The 18917-nt window shown below is 44.3% G+C and carries 18 protein-coding genes; 15 read left to right on the plus strand and 3 right to left on the minus strand.

The window, feature by feature from the left end; translation table 11 throughout:
• Positions 1-14 precede the first annotated feature (14 nt).
• The 9 genes from J2W69_RS01195 to galE all read left to right on the plus strand — a co-directional run bounded on the left by J2W69_RS01195 (position 15) and on the right by galE (position 11789).
• Entirely contained in the window at positions 15-1349 is a 1335-nt protein-coding gene (locus J2W69_RS01195; RefSeq protein WP_310273757.1) for a UDP-glucose dehydrogenase family protein, read from the plus strand.
• Positions 1350-1362: 13 nt separating this feature from the next.
• Positions 1363-2250: a UTP--glucose-1-phosphate uridylyltransferase GalU gene (galU, locus tag J2W69_RS01200; RefSeq protein WP_310273759.1), complete on the plus strand. Its 888-nt coding sequence runs from the start codon at positions 1363-1365 to the stop codon at positions 2248-2250.
• A gap of 113 nt (positions 2251-2363) precedes the next feature.
• Entirely contained in the window at positions 2364-4289 is a 1926-nt protein-coding gene (locus J2W69_RS01205) for a polysaccharide biosynthesis protein (protein ID WP_310273760.1), read from the plus strand.
• Positions 4290-4535: 246 nt separating this feature from the next.
• A complete protein-coding gene (locus J2W69_RS01210) occupies positions 4536-6440 on the plus strand; it encodes a polysaccharide biosynthesis protein (RefSeq protein WP_310275062.1) in 1905 nt (634 codons plus the stop codon).
• A 132-nt stretch (positions 6441-6572) separates the two neighbouring features.
• On the plus strand, positions 6573-6980 hold the full coding sequence (locus J2W69_RS01215; protein WP_310273762.1) for a hypothetical protein: 408 nt from the start codon (positions 6573-6575) through the stop codon (positions 6978-6980).
• Between the two features lie 72 nt (positions 6981-7052).
• The gene (locus J2W69_RS01220) at positions 7053-7739 is read left to right on the plus strand and encodes a YjbF family lipoprotein (protein WP_310273764.1); all 687 of its coding nucleotides are present in this window, start codon (positions 7053-7055) and stop codon (positions 7737-7739) included.
• Complete coding sequence (locus J2W69_RS01225) at positions 7736-8503, plus strand: capsule biosynthesis GfcC D2 domain-containing protein (RefSeq protein ID WP_310273766.1); 768 nt, start codon at positions 7736-7738, stop codon at positions 8501-8503. The genes J2W69_RS01220 and J2W69_RS01225 overlap by 4 nt, the downstream gene beginning before the upstream one ends.
• Entirely contained in the window at positions 8503-10593 is a 2091-nt protein-coding gene (locus J2W69_RS01230) for a YjbH domain-containing protein (RefSeq protein WP_310273768.1), read from the plus strand. Before J2W69_RS01225 ends, J2W69_RS01230 begins: the two co-directional genes overlap by 1 nt.
• A 182-nt stretch (positions 10594-10775) precedes the next feature.
• The gene (galE, locus tag J2W69_RS01235) at positions 10776-11789 is read left to right on the plus strand and encodes a UDP-glucose 4-epimerase GalE (protein ID WP_310273770.1); all 1014 of its coding nucleotides are present in this window, start codon (positions 10776-10778) and stop codon (positions 11787-11789) included.
• Positions 11790-11795: 6 nt separating this feature from the next.
• On the opposite strand, the gene J2W69_RS01240 is transcribed toward galE, so the two are convergent.
• The 3 genes from J2W69_RS01240 to J2W69_RS01250 form a co-directional block, all read right to left on the minus strand.
• Entirely contained in the window at positions 11796-13412 is a 1617-nt protein-coding gene (locus J2W69_RS01240) for a response regulator (RefSeq protein ID WP_310275064.1), read from the minus strand.
• Between the two features lie 80 nt (positions 13413-13492).
• Positions 13493-14518 (minus strand): MJ1255/VC2487 family glycosyltransferase, encoded by a 1026-nt coding sequence (locus J2W69_RS01245; RefSeq protein ID WP_310273772.1) that lies wholly within the window; start codon positions 14516-14518, stop codon positions 13493-13495.
• Between the two features lie 13 nt (positions 14519-14531).
• Complete coding sequence (locus J2W69_RS01250) at positions 14532-15113, minus strand: thymidine kinase (protein WP_310273774.1); 582 nt, start codon at positions 15111-15113, stop codon at positions 14532-14534.
• A 158-nt stretch (positions 15114-15271) separates the two neighbouring features.
• Between J2W69_RS01250 and J2W69_RS01255 the strand changes: the two genes are divergently transcribed.
• The 6 genes from J2W69_RS01255 to J2W69_RS01280 all read left to right on the plus strand — a co-directional run bounded on the left by J2W69_RS01255 (position 15272) and on the right by J2W69_RS01280 (position 18889).
• A complete protein-coding gene (locus J2W69_RS01255; protein WP_310273776.1) occupies positions 15272-15691 on the plus strand; it encodes an MAPEG family protein in 420 nt (139 codons plus the stop codon).
• A 16-nt stretch (positions 15692-15707) separates the two neighbouring features.
• Positions 15708-16139, plus strand: a complete 432-nt coding sequence (locus tag J2W69_RS01260; protein WP_310273778.1) for a YqaA family protein — start codon at positions 15708-15710, stop codon at positions 16137-16139.
• A gap of 20 nt (positions 16140-16159) precedes the next feature.
• Positions 16160-17041: a peptidylprolyl isomerase gene (locus J2W69_RS01265; protein WP_310273779.1), complete on the plus strand. Its 882-nt coding sequence runs from the start codon at positions 16160-16162 to the stop codon at positions 17039-17041.
• Between the two features lie 87 nt (positions 17042-17128).
• A complete protein-coding gene (locus J2W69_RS01270; RefSeq protein ID WP_008898448.1) occupies positions 17129-17521 on the plus strand; it encodes a DUF2750 domain-containing protein in 393 nt (130 codons plus the stop codon).
• Between the two features lie 117 nt (positions 17522-17638).
• Complete coding sequence (locus J2W69_RS01275; RefSeq protein WP_310273782.1) at positions 17639-17863, plus strand: bacterioferritin-associated ferredoxin; 225 nt, start codon at positions 17639-17641, stop codon at positions 17861-17863.
• A 135-nt stretch (positions 17864-17998) separates the two neighbouring features.
• Complete coding sequence (locus J2W69_RS01280) at positions 17999-18889, plus strand: aspartoacylase (protein ID WP_310273784.1); 891 nt, start codon at positions 17999-18001, stop codon at positions 18887-18889.
• Positions 18890-18917: the final 28 nt, after the last annotated feature.

The following is an 18917-nucleotide window of genomic DNA, read 5'->3' on the forward strand; positions in this document are numbered from 1 at the left end:
ATTAGACTAAACATATGAAAGTTACAGTATTTGGCATTGGTTATGTCGGTTTGGTTCAGGCGGCTGTTTTAGCTGAAGTAGGCCATGATGTAGTGTGTATTGACGTGAATGCCGAACGTGTCGAGAAACTGAATCAGGGCATCATACCTATATACGAACCAGGCCTTACTCCTATAGTCACCAGCAATTTTCAGGCCGGGCGCTTACGTTTTACAACAGACGCAGCTTTTGGTGTAGAGCATGGTGTCATACAGTTTATAGCTGTAGGTACACCTCCGGATGAAGACGGTTCGGCCGATTTGAAATATGTGCTTGCTGTCGCGAATACTATTGCCTCGCATATGAAAAGCCATAAAGTAGTGATTGATAAGTCAACTGTTCCGGTTGGGACAGCAGACAAAGTGAAAAAACACATAGAACAAGTACTGGCTGAACGTGGCGTGTCGTTGAGTTTTGATGTGGTCTCCAATCCGGAGTTTTTAAAAGAAGGTGCCGCTGTTGCTGATTGTATGAGGCCAGAGCGAATTATTGTCGGTACCTACAATGATGCTCCAGAGCCTTTGATGCGAGAGCTTTACGAGCCTTTTAACCGCAACCACGACAAAATGATTTTTATGGATGTACGCAGTGCTGAACTGACCAAGTATGCAGCCAATTGCATGCTGGCGACCAAAATTTCTTTTATGAATGAAATGGCGAATTTGGCTGAACTACTGGGTGCTGATATTGAAGCGGTACGCAAAGGTATTGGTTCCGATTCTCGTATTGGCTATCACTTTATTTATCCTGGCTGTGGTTACGGCGGCTCCTGTTTTCCAAAAGATGTACAGGCACTTATTCGTACATCAGAGCAAAACGGTTATACACCAAAAATTCTGCAAGCCGTTGAAGCTGTTAACAATAAACAAAAGTATAAGCTGCCGACTCTGGTAAAAAGCCACTTTGGTGACGATTTAACAGGTAAAACCTTCGCTGTATGGGGATTAAGCTTTAAGCCAAATACAGATGATATGCGTGAAGCGTCAAGCCGGGTTTTGCTGGAAGAGCTGTGGGCTGCAGGAGCTTCAGTGCAGGCTTTTGATCCGCAGGCAATGGAAGAAACGCAGCGTATTTATGGCGTGCGTTCTGATTTTATTTTGTCAGGAACCAAAGAAGCTGCTTTGCAAGGTGCGGATGGTCTGATTATTTGTACTGAATGGCAGCAATTTAAAGCACCTGATTTTGATCTGGTGAAGCAACAACTAAAACAAGCCGTGATTTTTGATGGTCGGAATTTGTTTGATCCTGAACGTTTAAAACAACGTGGATTTCATTACTACGCCATTGGACGTGGTGAAAGTGTTAAGTAATAAGGATATAGCAGTGAAAGTTAAAAAAGCAGTCATCCCAGTAGCTGGTCTCGGCACCCGTATGTTGCCTGCAACTAAAGCAATACCAAAAGAAATGTTGCCATTAGTGGATAAGCCACTTATTCAGTATGTAGTAAATGAATGTATTGCTGCCGGCATTAAGCAGATTGTGCTTGTAACTCACTCATCAAAAAATTCGATAGAAAATCATTTCGACAAGAGTTTTGAGCTGGAGTCTATTCTTGAACGAAGGGTTAAACGTCAGTTGCTTGAGGATGTACAGACCATTTGTCCAAAAGATGTGACTATTATGCACGTGCGGCAAGGGGAGGCCAAAGGCCTTGGTCATGCCGTGCTTTGTGCTTTACCTGTAGTCGGGAATGAGCCTTTTGCGGTGGTGTTACCTGATGTGCTGATTGACGAATATGACAGTAATCTGAAGAAGGATAATCTGGCACAGATGATCTGTCTTTTTTCGGAGACAGGCCAAAGCCAGGTGATGGTGGAACCAGTTCAACTGAGCACAGTAAGCTCTTATGGTGTTGTTGATGTTTCCGGCCATCAGTTAGGTGCTGGTCAGTCTGTTCAAATGACTGCTATTGTGGAGAAACCTTCTGTTGAGGAAGCTCCTTCTAATTTGGCTGTGGTAGGGCGTTATGTATTTTCAACTGATATCTGGGCGTTGCTGAAAAGAACACCTGTTGGAGCTGGAGATGAGATTCAGTTGACGGATGCTATTGCAATGTTGATGCAGCAGCAGCAGGTGAATGCTTATCATATTATGGGCCGCAGCCATGATTGTGGAAATAAGCTGGGGTACGTAACTGCTTTTCTGGAGTACGCATTACGTGACGCTAGTTTAGCTGCTGATGTGAAGAAAAGATTTAAAGAGCTGCTTTGATTCGTTTGGTTAGCTGGTCGGGTGTTATTGTTTTAGTAGCAAGTTAAATAACCTTAGTCATCTGACCTGGCCTTGATCTGATAAATTTCGACCTGATAAATTTGGAGTACCCGTTGGGTAGACTTTCTTACAGAGTATTATTCCGCTGTTTACAGCCGTTGATGGATTTGCCACGGTTTGTGAAACGTTTTGTATCTTTATGGGTGGATGCTTGTATTCTTTTTACCTCATGGGTTCTGGCTTATTACTTACGCTATGACAGTTTTGACGTGCTGAATGATGAGCCTATGGTGTTGAGTTTTCTGGCCGTAGTGCTAGTGACCTTGCTCGTGTTTAGCTTATTAGGTTTATACAGAGCTGTTGTTCGTTATATAGGGCTGCGAGCTATGCTGGCAATGGGCGGGGGCGCTGTTATCTCAGGCTTTTTACTGAAGTTTGTCAGTGATTCAAATGCTGTTTTGTATAGTGTGTCTGTTATTGTAAATTACATTTTTTTTGCTTTTGCAGGTATTGCTGGCTCAAGAGTGCTATTAAGAGAATTGGTGACTGCAACAAGCCGTAGTGCTCAGCATAGAGTATTAATTTATGGCGCAGGAGCCAGTGGACGCCAATTATTACTTGCTTTGGCAAACAGTATTGAATTCAGAGCTGTTGCTTTTGTCGACGACGATCCTTCGCTACAAGGTGTGATTATTAGAGATACAAAAGTTCATTCCCCAGAGTGTATTGAACACGTGATCAAAACTTATGGAATTAGCAGGATCCTACTTGCAGTACCTTCAGCTAGTCGTGGTATCAGATCACAGTTGATAGAACGTCTGGAGCCATTGGGTTTACCTGTTTTAACTATTCCTGGAATGACAGATTTAGTTGACGGCAAGATGAAAATTGACGAATTGCAGGATGTAAAAGTTGAAGACTTGCTAGGCAGGGACGCCGTCACACCTGTTCCTTCGTTAATGACCGCCAATATTACTGGCAAAGTGGTGATGGTAACGGGGGCCGGTGGCTCTATAGGCTCAGAGCTGTGCCGGCAAATTATTCTGCAATCTCCTTTAAAGTTGGTGTTATTTGAAACTTCAGAATTTGCTTTATATGAAATAGATAAAGAGTTGAGTATTGAGATAGCAAATCGGCGCCTTGATGTGCAACTGTTGCCTTGTATGGGCAGTGTTGTAGATCAGCAGCGTGTGCAGCAACTTATGGAAAGTTATCAGGTGCAGACGGTTTATCATGCTGCAGCTTATAAACATGTGCCTTTGGTTGAGTTTAATGTCATTGAGGGCTTGCGGAATAATCTGTTTGGCACTTGGCACACAGCTGAAGCCGCAATTGCTGCTGGAGTAGACACTTTTGTTCTGATTTCAACCGACAAAGCCGTAAGGCCAACTAATGTGATGGGCACAACAAAACGTTTGGCTGAATTAGCTTTGCAGGCGCTGGCGCAACGGCAAAAGAAAACAAGATTCTGTATGGTGCGCTTTGGTAACGTGCTTGGTTCTTCTGGTTCTGTTGTTCCTCTGTTTCGTAAACAAATTAAAAAAGGTGGCCCTATTACTCTGACTCATGAAGATATCACTCGTTATTTTATGACTATTCCCGAGGCAGCCCAATTGGTGATCCAGGCAGGGGCTATGGGGGAAGGTGGTGATGTGTTTGTGCTGGATATGGGAGCGCCAGTGAAAATTTACGACCTCGCCAGAAAAATGGTGCATTTAACCGGCTTGGAAATTAAAAATAAAAATAATCCTCAGGGGGATATTGAGATCAAAGTGACTGGTTTGAGGCCGGGCGAAAAATTATATGAAGAGTTATTGATAGGTGAAGATGAAAAGCCAACCCGGCATCCACGTATTAAAGCTGCTAACGAAGTGTATTTAAATTGGCCAGAGATGCAGGCTCTTTTAAGTGAGTTAAGTGAAGCGTCCATTAGTTATGATTTAGAAAAAATAAGAGCTTTAATGTTGAGTGCTCCAACAGGTTTTAATCCTACCGATGGTATTTGTGATTTGTGGTGGCGAGCTCATCAAACAATTTAATCGAATGGGCAACAATGGTAACGCTTAGTTACTAATTTACTGTTGTATGAAAATGGAGAAAAATGTAATCTCGCTGTAAATGTGCAACTCAAAGGACATTTTTATTCATAGAAAGTTCATTTTTAGCAGAGTACAACTGGTAGATAGTCAGGGGCTGTCCTAAGCTGATGTTCTTAAAATCAGTTGTATGTCTGACAAAATAGATAACTCGATGGATAGAGAGGGAGTGGAAGCTTGACTTGGATGATGTCGCTACCCCGCACTGTGAAACGGGGGATCTCTGTAATATCAGATTCATTTTTTTTGCTAAGTGCTCTTTTCTTGGCCTGTTGGCTCTGTGGCATTTCGCAACCTTCTGAATTTATAAAGTCCCACACTTTAGGTCTTTTTGTTTGGCTGGCTTTTAGTATTACTATTTTTTCTTCTCTTGGGCTCTATCGTGCCATTTTACGTTTTATGGCACCTCAGGCAGTTGCTACTGTGATCAATGGTGTTTTTGCCAGTGTCTCTGGTCTTATTGTTTTATGTTGGTTTTTGCCCATGGCTGAGATCACCCGGTTGATGTTGTGTTTTGCTGTGATTGCTGTATTGCTGATTGGCGGCAGTCGCTGGGGGTTTCGTAGCGCCTTACAAATGCAACGACATAAAACAAAAAGCAGGGTACTGATTTATGGTGCTGGCTGTTCCGGTCGACAATTGTTGTATGCGCTGCAAAGTGGAGATGAATATAAACCTGTGGTTTTTGTAGATGACAATACCGAACTGCAAAAAACAACTGTGTGTGGTTTAACTGTACTTCCTTCTGAATTGCTAGGAAAAGCCATTTCGCGTTACCGTATTGATCGAGTGCTTTTGGCTATGCCATCTGCTGGACGTAATCGTAAACGTGAGTTGTTGGAGTTGTTAGCCAGACTTCCTGTGCCTGTTCAGAGTATTCCTGGTATGGCTGATTTAGTGGCTGGGAACATGAAAATTGACGAATTGCAAGATATCCTTATTGAAGATTTGTTAGGTCGTGAAGTAATTGAGCCGGACCAACAGCTGTTGCAAGCCAATATAAGACACAAAGTTGTGATGGTAACAGGAGCTGGCGGTTCTATAGGTTCCGAGTTATGCCGACAAATCATCCGTTGTAAACCTGATGTGCTGGTGTTGTTTGATGTATCAGAGTTTGCGTTGTATTCCATTGAGCGTGAGTTGAATGCGGTAAAGCGCCGCTTTGGTTTCGATTGTGTTATTAAGCCTGTTTTAGGCTCAACGCAGCAACAGAAGTTGTTGGAGCAGATAATGACCGGTTTTCAGGTTCAAACTGTCTATCATGCCGCTGCATACAAACATGTGCCTTTGGTTGAATACAATATGGTAGAAGGCGTACGAAATAATGTCTTTGGTACCTGGGCTTGCGCTGAAGCTGCTATAGCAGCAAAAGTTGAGAGTTTTGTGTTGATATCTACCGATAAAGCTGTTCGTCCCACTAACGTGATGGGAGCAAGCAAGCGTATGGCTGAACTTGTGCTGCAAGGCTTGGCCAGCAGACAGACTACCACCCGTATGTGCATGGTACGCTTTGGCAATGTTTTGGGCTCGTCTGGATCTGTTGTACCTTTGTTTGCTCAACAAATTAAAGCTGGTGGTCCTGTTACTTTAACTCATAACGAGATAACCCGGTTTTTTATGACTATCCCAGAAGCGTCACAGCTAGTTATCCAGGCTGGCGCTATGGCCAAAGGTGGGGAAGTATTTGTATTGGATATGGGCGAGCCTGTGCGTATTTATGACCTGGCGAAACGTATGATTCATCTGGCAGGCTTAAAGTTAAAAGATAAAGCCAACCCCAATGGCGACATTGAAATTCAGATTACCGGGCTTAGGCCAGGTGAAAAACTCTATGAAGAGTTATTGATTGGTAACAATGAACGCAGGACTGAACATGCCAGAATAAGAGCTGCAAAAGAACACTATCTGTCATGGTCTGCCACTACGCTACTGTTAAATAGTCTGGATGTAGCTTGTCAGTGTTTTGATCAACAAATGCTCAGGCAAATTTTACTTGATGCGCCTACAGGTTTTGCTCCGAGCAATGAAATTTGTGATTTATTATTTGTTAGTGGCAGCGTGGGTGAGGCAGTTAAAAAAGAACTGGTTCACTAACAAAATGCCAATAACAACAAGATTTCCCAGCATTTTTAAAGGCTGGGGATTTGTAAACCAGAAGCAAAAAGTGCTTGTCGGTTGCTCGAAAAACCTCTATTCTATAGGTACTTTTTTAAAAGGGATGATGTGATGAAAAAATTAAGTGTATTCATGGCCGCTATGTTAGTGGTTTCAGGGGCTGCTATGGCTCAGGGTGAAGAAACTGGTTCTGCTGGTGCAGGTTCAGGTGCTTCTGCTGCAGGTTCTGGTTTAGGTGCTATCGGTGGTATCGCCACTGGTACTATCGTTGCTGGTGCTATTGCTGCTGGTGTATTAGCTGCTGTTGTTTCTAACAACCGTAGTGATTCTCCAGTTAACTGCCCTACTGGTCAAACTTTGGTCAATGGCACTTGTCAACCAAACAAAACTTTACAATGTGAAGGTAGTGACCCATTAGTGGGTGGTGTTTGTACTGGTACTACCACTACTGTGACCGTATCAGGAACGTCTACAATCACTGTTCCTGTTACTTTCACTTACGCTCCTACATTGCGTTAAGTTTAAACTTGTTAATAAAGCCGCCTGTTGGCGGCTTTTTATTATCTGCTTTATTAGTTTGAATGGGATCCTATGCATAAGTTAGCTTGTGGTTGTTTGTGTATTGCATTGCTGGGCCTTTCAGGCTGTTCTAGTACAACCAACACTTATATTGAAACTTTAAAGTTAGCCTTTAATCCTGGGGATGATGTAGCGTTATCAAAAGAGCAGTTGGCTCACCGCGGCAGTGATGTATTGTATGCCAGGGTGGGAAATTTACCCAGAGCATTGTTAGTTTTGGCCTTTCTTGAGCATGGTCAGCAGAAGTGGATTTCAGCAGATGACGCCATGCTGGTTCTGGACAATGGCCGTTTGGTGAAAACTACAGGTTTTGACAATAATTTGTTGTTTACCTCAAATACCGAAAACGATCCTTTAAAACAAGAAATCACAGTAATTAAGATAGGGCAGCAGTGGCAAAGTTACGCTGATTGGTCTGCCAGAGAAGAAACTGGTTATAGTGCGAGCTACAAAATTATCAGTATTACATCAGATAAAGTTGAGCTCTTAGGGCAAGTGTTTGATACAAGGTTAATTACAGAACAAGTTACCTTTTCAAATGGAAAAACCGCCGTTAATTTATTTTGGTTCGATGATAGAACTAATGTTTTGTTAAAAAGCCAACAGCAGATTTCTCCATTTTGGCCCCAGATTGAACTTATCCATATTAGTAGCGCTGGGCGCATGTTGGGGATCGTGCCGAAAGGGAGCAGTAAATGAGATTGAAAACTTTGATCGCCATGGCCACCTGGTTTATTGCGGCTTTAATCCCTGTTACAGGCAATACTGCTACTCCTGTTGTCCTGGTTCAACACAATGAACAGTTTTATGGTTACATGACGTTGCCAAGATTAAGCGAAGTGGTGGTGACTGTGAACAAGGTTCCCGCTTTGTATTGGCCTGCAGGACGTTTATACAAAACTAACCCAGATGTAGTGGCATATCTTGAGTCACAAAGACAAGATTTATTACAGAGTTTGAATAATTTACAGCAGTATTACCTTCAGGATCAGCAACTGGAACTAGCTAACAGTGTTGAACATGTAAAAAATCAAATTAAGACTTGGATACTGGCACAGCAACAAATGTTACCTCTGGATCCGGATAGAGTCAGAGCTAAACAAGCACTTAATCCAAGATTACTCGCTGGTCAGTACTTACTTCAAGTAGATAGCCGTCCAGGCTCTCTGTCAGTAGTTGGTTTTACTGAGACAACACAGCTTGAGCTGATGAATGCAACTGATGCATCTGACTACATAAAGCTTATGATACCTATGGTTGGAGCCAGTACTTCTTTTCTTTATATTTTGCCTGCAACCAGCTCACCAATTTTAGCTCAAACAGGATTGTGGAACCAGAAGCGGCAGGACGTTCCTGCAGGTGCAGTATTATTTGTGCCTTTTGAACAGCGGTTATTGCCAGCAGAGTTTGATGAACTGAATCAGCAAGTAGTTGAATTATTGCAGCACAGGGTTGTTTTATAATGAAGAAATTGTATTTAAGTACCGTGATTGCAACACTTTTTAATTCCGCAGCTGTTGCTGAAACCAATCAGCCGTCCATCAGTACTTATTCGCAAATGAACCATGGTGGCGTGGGCTTAATCCAAATGCCAACTGCTCGTATGAACGATGCCGGTAGCTTTAGTCTGAATTATCAGGACAGTCAGGAGTATCGTTTTTGGGCTGCGTCTTTACAATTGTTTCCCTGGATGGAAACTACTGTTCGTTATACAGATGTCCGGACCAAACTGTTCAGTGATGATCCAAGCTTTAGCGGTAATCAAACATTAAAAGATAAAGGTATAGATGTAAAATTTAAATTATGGAAAGAGAGTGAGTTTTTACCTGATATCACCGCTGGTTTTCGTGATTTTGGTGGTACTGGTTTTTTTGAAAGCGAGTTTATTGCTGCCAGTAAAAGAGTTGGGCCTTTTGACTTTCATTTAGGGATAGGGTGGGGTTATCTGGGGAGTAAAGGAAACATCACAAACCCTTTTTGTGACATCAGCGACAGCTTTTGTACCAGACCTGGAGGTTTCAGTGGGTTGGGCGGGAAAATTGATTATCAGCGCTTTTTCAAAGGCTCTGCGTCTTTATATGGCGGTATTGAATATCAGACTCCTTGGGATCCTTTACGCTTAAAACTCGAATACGACGGCAATAATTACAAAAAAGACAGAGCAGGTGTTTTGCTACAGGATTCTGATTATAATGTTGCTGCAGTTTATTCGCTGAATGATTCATTTGACCTGAATGTAAATTATATGCGTGGTAATACCTTTGGCTTTGGTGTGAATTATAAGCTTGATTTTAACTCGCTGAAGCAAATTAAATTAGAGCCTGCAGCTAAAGAAATTCCGGCTAAGCGTGCTGAGTCAATAGATATGTTAGATAAAGCGCTGCTCAGACAAGATTTATATCTGAATGCCGGTTTTGTTGTGAGCAATTATGCCATCAAAGATGACGAAATGATTCTGCAGGGCAGGCAGATTGCTTACCGTGATAATGAGGAAGGCATCAACCGATTAGGCAGAGTATTGGCTTATCATTTGCCTGATAGCATTAAAACTTACCGTGTTGTTGATATGGCCAGCAATATGCCTATGGTCGAAACGAAGATTGATGCTGAGCGCTTTGTTAGTGCAGCCCGTTATGAAACTCCTGGTGCTGATGTAAAAGATAGTTACATCAGAACTACCCCCCAAATTGATAATGAACCATGGGCTGTTGAGCCTAACGACAGTGGTTTTGGTTACGCCGCTGAATTATTCTGGATACAGACTTTTGGAAGCGCTGAAAGTTTTTATATGTATCAGACAGGTTTGTTTTTAAGCGGTGCCTATCAGTTTAATACGAACTTTAGTTTGCAAACGACAGCCAAGGTGAATTTGTTAACCAACTTTGATAAGTTTAACTACAAAGTTGATAGTCAGGAAACCGGGGTGCCGAGAGTGCGTACTTATGTTCGTGAATATGTGACCCGTAGTGATGTAACCATGGAAAACTTGTTTGCTCACTGGAAAGACAAACTTGCTGATGATTGGTATGGTCAGGTTTATGCAGGTTATCTTGAAACCATGTATGGAGGGCTAGGAGGCGAGCTGATGTATAAGCCAATAGACTCCAACCTGGCCGTAGGTTTAGATTTTAATTATGTACGGCAGCGTTCTTATGAGAATGATGTGGACTTTTTTGACTACAAAACCTTTACAGGCCATTTGAGCTTTTACTGGCAGCCTCAGTTTTTAGATGAAACCATGATTACCGCCAGTTTTGGTCAATATTTGGCAAAAGATAAAGGCGTGACTATAGATTTCGCTAAACGTTTTGATAGCGGAATTGTGGTAGGGGCCTATGCCGCTATTACAGATATGTCGTCAGAAGAATATGGTGAAGGTAGCTTTAGTAAAGGCTTTTACGTGTCTATTCCCTTTGATGTGTTTTCGCTTAAATCAGCTACAGGCAGAGGACGTATTCCATGGATCCCTATATCAAGAGATGGTGGTCAGATGTTGAACCGACCTGTCAACTTAAATGGTGTAACTGAAGCCCGTTCACCTTTTATGCGTTAGTCTGTTGTAGTAAAATAAAGCCACTCTTTTGAGTGGCTTTATCACTTTGTGAACAAAGTATTGAGATAGAGTTTGGGCAGGAGCCGGAATCAGGTGCTTATCAGCATATGCTAAGGGCAAGATAATCTATCGCGGGCTTTAAGTTTATTTGCGTCTGCACCGATGGATAAAAAGGATTAGCGATGAGTTATGTATTACTAACAGGTGGTGCTGGTTATATTGGCAGCCATACGGCCTTAGCTTTGCTTCGGGCCGGCGAGCAGGTGATTAGTTTTGATAACTACAGCAACTCCAGCCCTGAATCGTTAAAGCGGGTAGAGCAGTTAACGGGCAAATCCATCATTCAGATTGAAGGGGATGTGCTGGACGCCGAAGCGTTGGCAGCAGTATTTGCACAATACCCTGTCAAAGCCGTAGTGCATTTTGCCGGTTTAAAAGCTGTTGGGGAATCTACCCAAAAGCCTTTGTGGTATTACGAAACTAACGTAGGTGGCACAATCAAACTTTGTCAGGTGATGGCAAAGTTTGGCGTGAAAAATCTGGTATTCAGTTCTTCCGCTACAGTCTATGGCGATGCGCAAAATAGCCCATTGCCTGAAACTACGCCCACTGTGGCGATGAACCCTTATGGACAGTCTAAACTGATGACAGAGTGGGTGCTGCAGGATTTACATCACTCAGATAACAGCTGGAACATCGCTGTATTGCGTTATTTTAACCCTGTGGGCGCAGATGAGAGTGGCCGTATTGGTGAAGACCCAAACGGTATTCCTAATAACCTGATGCCTTTTATTACCCAGGTTGCTGTGGGGAAAAGAGCAGAGTTGCAGATTTTTGGTAATGACTACCTAACTGCGGATGGTACAGGTGTGCGGGATTATATCCATGTGACAGACTTAGCTTTGGGCCATGTGGCGGCCTTACAGCATCTGTTTAAAGGCCAGGGTTTTGATGCCTTTAATTTAGGTAGTGGAGAAGGTTTATCTGTACTGGATATAGTGACTCGTTTTGCGGCAGTGAATCATATAGAAGTGCCGTATAAATTCGCACCCAGACGACCTGGTGACGTGGCTCGTTATTTTGCCGATCCATCTAAAGCCAAAGCAGTGTTGAACTGGCAAACAGAAAAGACACTGGACGATATAGTGCGTGACAGCTGGAATTGGCAAAAAAATAACCCGAATGGGTATAACTAATGCAGGTCACAACATCTGCTGAATTTGCTCTTTGATGAACTGGTATCGCTTGCGTTGATCTTTGGGTAACTCAGAGTCGTCTATCACGTTCATGCATTTGTGTGCCAGATAAATTAAATCTTCGTTTAAGCGGCCACGCTGGCTGATGGCCTGCAGCAAATTCAGCGCTATGCTGGCGTTGGCTGGCATGGTTTTTTGTGCTTCGATAAAGTAGGTGATGGCCTCTGAATACTGGCCCAGACTGTAGGCTTCCATTCCTGCATTGTGGCTGGCCATCATGGTGGCTCTTTTGTGGCTGTATTTATCCTGTTCGGATAAAAACATCATATTCAGCGCTTTGTTATACAAATCTGCACTTTGCGATAAGGTGTTGAGTGAGCCCATGTAGTGGTCACTCATCGCCAGATTGCCGGTTTCAAAATAAGCCCTGGCTCTGTCCAGTAAAGCTGAGGGTGATAAAGTGCGACCTAAGCTTTGTTCTTCACTTTGTTGCAGTAAGTTTTTTGCTTTGTCTGTTTTGCCTTCAAGCACTGCAACCCTGGCTTCTATCACCAGCTTGTCATGCTCGTAAGTCGTAGGGTTAAAACGCTTTTTTACATCTTTCAGAAAATAGTCTACTTTGCCTAAAATGGTGCGCTTGTCACGCACAGATAAAAGCTGAGCATTTTGGATCATAGCCCGAGCGTAGTTCAGCATATTATCTGCTGTGTCGTAGATGGAATACTTGGCGGCTTCCAGTAATTTAGAGTGCACCCTAACTGCCAGATCGGGCTGATTGTTGATCACAGCTAAGTTAGCCAATACATGCTGGCGCAAATAGTTTTTGGGGGAGGCGTCAGCCACAACACGCACTGTATTAAAAGCTTCTTCGGTTTTGTTTTGGCTTAAATACAAGCGGGTGAGCCAGTCCAGTGCTTCAATTTTGGTTTCAGGCTGCTCTGTGAGTTCTATCAGCATGCCTTCGGCTTCGCTGTCCTGCTCCTGATAGCCTTTAGCCACAGCCAGACCAAGTTTGGCCCAGGGTAAATCACGAAAGGCCAATACCTCGCTATATAAAGTTTCAGCTTCTTTATAGCGGCCAACTTTAACTAAGAGTTCACCTTTTAATCGCTGAATGTAGGCATGATGCACGGGGTATTGTTCGAGGGAAACGTCGCAGGCCTGAATCGCATCAGGGTAGTTTTCTTCAGCGATCATCTGGTACGCATACTTCAGCGCCCTTTTTACCTGAAAAGCGCGGCCAATGCGGCGTTCAAGTTCGGCATAGCTGAAAGGTTTTAACAGATAGTCATCGGGCAGGAACTCGATCATACCATACACGGCCTGGCGGTGACGTTCACCACTAACCACAATAAAGCAGCAACTGTGTTTGAGGCTGTGTTCGGCTTTTAAAGCTTCAAATAACTGATAACCGTCGCGGCCCACACCTAAGTTGTAGTCACATAAGATAAAGTCAAAATCGGTTTTGCGGCAGGCGGCCATGGCGCTTTCGGCATTACGGGCGACCACGACCTGGTCGAAACCAATCAGTGCCAACATGCTTTTCATGTACGCTATAACTTGTTCGTAATCTTCAATGACCAGTACTTTTTTAGACCGGTAAAATGCTCGCCTGGATACCACTTCACTCAACTCTCTCGCCAACAGCCGCTAGCCTAACACAACATAAAGCTGCTTTGGGTAGAAGTGATAGCCTAAGGAGCTTAGGTGCGATGATCCGACCATAAATTAAGTTGTTCCAATTCAGTAGGGCAGGCGCCAGCGCGGATCCATTTGGCCAGAGCCAGAGCCACATTGGCGTACTGCACTGTGTTGCCTTGTGTGGGGGAAGACAGCCAGTCAGCAATCACTGCTGTATTGAGTGTGCTGGTGCTTTGCCCCAGTTGCAACTGAGCCAGCGCCAACGCATTCGACTCCTGTTCCATCTGGCCTTGCAGGGCTTTCACCAGAATACGTTTTTGCAGTTGCAGCGCTTCGCTGACCAGCTCAAAACCTGAATTACTCAGCACAGCACTGGATTGATGCAAATCGCGCTTAAAATCATCAACACAAGGGCCTGAACATTGAATATGGCCAAGCTGGTTTTTGCTCAGGCCAGGGCCGTACAGATAAAACTGGTACTGGCTCAGAGGTTGTAACCACTGGATCACCTGTTGCTGATCTTCAAAAGGCAGATAAACCAGTACTTTATGTGGATCGGCTGTGTTTAGCGCAGGCTCTAAATCGACAATAGGCGGCAATATGGGCTGATTAAAATGATGCCAGTGCAGGCCTATTTGTTGCTGGGCCGGGGCAAAGAATTTAAAAATACTGCGGCTGAGTGGGTTGTCATGAATTTGTGGGATCTGATGTAAAAAAGCATATTGGTGACCAAAAGCGACAGAGCGTTTTTTTTGTCGTCGCGCCGCCCAGGCTGTGATGGGTTCAAAGTCGGTCAGTACTAAATCATATGCAGAGCAGTCGAGTTCGTGAATATCACGCCACAGCTCAAGAGGTTTAGCTTCAATTGCAGTTTTCAGATAGTTGATATGGCCTTGTTCTGTAACAAAGGTCAAACCGGTTTTGACCTGAAAGTCACCAAACTGCTGCATATCAAAAAACTGGTCAGCAGGGCGGCCTGAAAACAGAAAGTCGACTGCTATGCCTTCTGCTTTGAGGTACTTGCCCATAGCGCGGGCTCTGCTGATATGTCCATTGCCTGTTGCCTGCACACCATACAAAACCCGCATAGCCTTACTCCTGTCAGTCCCTCCAGACCAGCGCTTTAAAGTGGACGCGGCACATAGAGATGTATTGATTATTTCCGCCTATCTGCACCTGACTGCCTGTAGTCGCGGCGTGGCCATGCTCGTCCAGTCGCACCACAAAATTGGCTTTTCGGCCACAGTGACAGACAGTTTTTAATTCCACTAATTTATCTGCCCACGCCAGCAAGGCCTGGCTGCCGGCAAAGGTTTCGCCTAAAAAGTCGGTTCTAAGACCAAAAGCCAGTACTGGCACGTTCAGATCATCAACCACATAAGTCAGCTGCTTAACCTGAGCTTTGGATAAAAACTGTGCTTCATCAATCAGCACACAATCCAAAGCACCTTGTTGTTTCAGTGTCTGGCAGGCGGCAACAAAATCAAAATCTGCATCAAAAATCTGCGCGTCCATCGACAAGCCAATACGTGAGCTGATTTTGCCTATACCAAATCTGTCATCAATAGCGGCGGTAAATAACGCCACTGTCATGCCTCTTTCCTGATAGTTGTATGCACTTTGCAGTAAAGAGGTCGATTTGCCTGCGTTCATTGCCGAATAATAAAAATACAATTGCGCCATCTGCGTGGTCTCGGTTTTTTAAAAGTCCGCCGCAGTATAACCAAAAGCCTTACTCTGTCGTAGCCTAACGTCGGAAGATGACAGTAAGAAGACAATTGACGTACACTGCCACTTGACGCAAATTGGGCCAATATGGTGCTAAAACTTTAGGGGAAACAATGGACAAGTGGTTATTTGGCTCTGTGCTGGTGCAGGTGGTGTTAACACTGCTCATGATGGTATTGATGGGCAAACGTCGTTTTAAAGCGGCGAAAAACCGGGAACTGCCCTACAAAGCATTCAGGGTGATGGATTTAACCGGTGCCAATGAAAAAGTGATTACGGCCAGCCGTAACTTTGATAATCAGTTCCAGCTGCCGGTGTTGTATCTGTTTGCTGTCGTTTTTGCGCTGCAGTTTGGTGCGGTTGACCTTAGCCTGGTTGTTTTGGGCTGGCTGTTTGCCATCAGCCGTTTGGTGCATGCCTATGTGCATGTGGGCGCTAACCATGTACGTCTGCGTTTTGCGGTTTATGTTTTTGGTGCCTTGATGTTATTGCTGTTCTGGCTGAAGTTAAGTTTTGCCTATTTGCTTACTTAACTCAGTTTTCTTAACGATGGATTTGTTTTGGCCTTATCTGAGCCTGGCGCTCAGCGCTTTTGTGTCTGCCACTTTGTTACCTTTTGGTTCAGAGTTGGTGTTAATGGGGTTGGTGCATCAAGGCTATTCGCTGCTCATGCTATGGCTGGTGGCTACTGTATTTAATACGCTGGGCTCTGTGCTGAACTGGTATCTGGGCAAACAATTACTGAACTTTCAGCACAAAAGCTGGTTTATGTTTAAGCCAGCCCAAATAGAACAAGCCAGCAACAGATTTCAGCGCTGGGGTTTACCTTCATTATTGTTTGCCTGGCTGCCTGTTATTGGAGACCCACTGACTCTGGTCGCCGGAGTGCTTAAGGTTCGTTTGCTATGGTTTGTGCTGTTGGTGGGCTTAGGCAAAGGTTTGCGTTATGGTGTGGTGATAGGCCTGATGCCTGGGATATAAACCGAATGAGAGGAGAGTGAATGAAAGCGTTATTGATCTCTGGTCTGGCTTTGGCTCTGGCCTTAAGTTTTGCCAGTGCTGAGGCACAACAAAAAACCGCAACTGCAGCTGAAACTAAAATCGGATGGCAAGCTTTACCTCAGGATAATTTGCTGTATCTGGACACAGATCAGGGCCGTATTGTTATTTTATTGGCGCCTCAGTTTGCGCCAGACCATGTGAAACGAGTCAAAGAATTAGTGAAAAACCGCTTTTATGATGGTGTCACTTTTTATCGGGTGATTGAAGGTTTTGTCGCTCAGTTTGGTGTGCCTGAGCATGAATGGGGCAGCAGAGCGAAATTAACACCGATGAAAGCTGAATTCAGCTGGCCTGTGCGCGGTGCTGATCCCTATCTTTTGGTGCAACGTCCTGATTTATTAGCTGAAGAAACTGGTTTTAATCAGGGCTTTGCTGTTGCTCGTGAACAAAATCAGGAGTGGCTGGTGCATTGCCCTGGTGTGGTGAATATGGCGCGCGCCAATGAACCCGATACTGCTGTGGCAGACATTGCTATTATGATGGGGCAAGCTCCGCGCCATCTGGATAAAAATATGTCGGCTTTTGGCAAAGTGATCTGGGGCCATTATGCGGTGAATCGTGTGCGTCGTGGTGAAGCCACAGATGGTGGTGTTATAGGCTCGGCTGCTGCGCGTACTGTGATTAAACAAGCACGTTTAGGATCGGAGCTGGCGGCGGACCAACAGTTGCCACTGGAGATGCTCAGTACCAACAGTTCTGAGTTTTCGCAGTCTCTGGCCGAACGCCGTTCCCGTACTCATGTGTTCTATCAGCACAAAGGCAACGGCAATATGGATGTTTGTTATCCGCAGGTGTCTGTGCGTTTGAGAAAAGCTGTATAAAGCCTGTAAAACACAAAATTAACTGGTCGATGACTGCATTTTCAGTCATTATGTGCGCCTTTTCTGTGGCGCTCCGAGGGGATAGCAATGAACTACGAATTAACGGCTGACGATTTAAACAAACTCAGTTTATTGGACGCTGAACAGCGTTACGACTACTTCATTCAGGCTGTGGCCGATCTGGAAAAGATCTGGATCCTGGTGGATGAAGAAGGTTTTGTATTGGTTGATGCCGATGAAGAGCGTTGCATCCCGGTATGGCCACATGCTGAATTAGCACAACTGTGGATCAACGGTGACTGGGCTGAATGTCAGGCTCAGGCCGTAGACATAGCCACCTGGTTAGACAAGTGGACTGCTGGTTTAGACGGTGACGAATTAGCTATAGCTGTATTCCCACACGCTGCTGAACCTGGTGTGGTGATTGGCCCTGAAGAGTTCTCTGAAACTCTGATTGAAGCTACACAAGACAACGAATAGAGTTTTAAAAACAGATAGGGGTCAGAAATTCTGGCCCCTATTTTTTTCTCCGCGAAGCTATTGATAACCATTCTTGATTAGATTACTATGCCTGCAGTTCATTACGCAGGTGCATTTATGTACGTTTGTCTTTGTAAAGCAGTTACAGATAAAGCCATTCGCCAACAGGTCGAAGCAGGTGCTTGTTCTATGCGCGAGCTGAAGCAAACTTTGGGTGTAGGTACTCAATGTGGCAAATGTGTGTGTCAGGCCAGCGATATTCTTGACTCTGCATTATCGAAACACTCCTCACAACAACGTATTCCGGTGTTGATGATCAATAACTCTCGTCCGGCCGCTTAATTCATTCTTGAATTTCAATGTAGCCTAAGCACTATTTTTCATTTTTATTCATAAAATCAGCATTTAAAGTTAAATGGGCTGCATTTATTGCTTTGGCTAGGCATAATATCGACATCTTTTTCTGAGGTGAGCCTTATGACTAAAATTGCTAAGGTTGCGATAGTGGGCGGCACCCACGGCAACGAATTCTCCGGTATTTATGCTATTCGTCAGTACCAGGCCAACCCGGCTTTGATTCAGCGTGCCAGTTTTGAAACCAGCACCTTGTTTGCTAACCCTGAAGCGCATAAAGCCAATAAGCGTTATATCCACAGCGACTTAAACCGTCAGTTTAAAACTGTTGATTTGGCCAATCCACATCTGACTAATTACGAACAAAGCCGCGCCAAAGTGATCAATGAAATTTTGGGGCCAAAAGGCCAGGCTAAAACCGATCTGGTGATTGATTTACACAACACCACCAGCAATATGGGCGCCTGTTTGATCATGACGCAAGCCGGTGCTTTTTATAATCTGATGGCAGCTTATGTAAAGATGAAAATGCCGGAGGCTATTATCTCCCGCGATGAAGACCATTTGGCCGCCGAAGATCACGCGCTGATGTGTACGCTGGGCCGTTATGGCGTGATAGTAGAAGTAGGGCCGCAATCTCAGTCTGTGCTGCGTCAGGATGTGCTGGAACAAATGCATGAGATGACGGCCCATATTCTGGACTTTGTGGAGCTATACAACACCCAGAGCCTGCCAGAGCTGCCAAAACGCACTGAAGCTTATCTGTATTTGCACAGTATTAAATTACCGGTGAATGAAAAAGGTGAACGTTTGGGCATGGTGCACAAAAATGTGCAGGACAAGGATTATCAGCCTATCCACCCTGGCGACCCGATTTTCACTTTATTTGATGGTACTGAAGTGCCTTACGACGGCGATACAGTGGTGTATCCAACCTTTATCAACGAAGCGGCTTATTACGATAACAATCTGGCGATGTCACTAAACGACAAAATCTGGATTGAACTGGAGTAGCCAAGTTTAAAGCGCTGTGCAATTAAAA

Origin of the sequence: Rheinheimera soli (assembly GCF_031457405.1) — a bacterium.
Classification (GTDB): domain Bacteria; phylum Pseudomonadota; class Gammaproteobacteria; order Enterobacterales; family Alteromonadaceae; genus Pararheinheimera; species Pararheinheimera soli_A.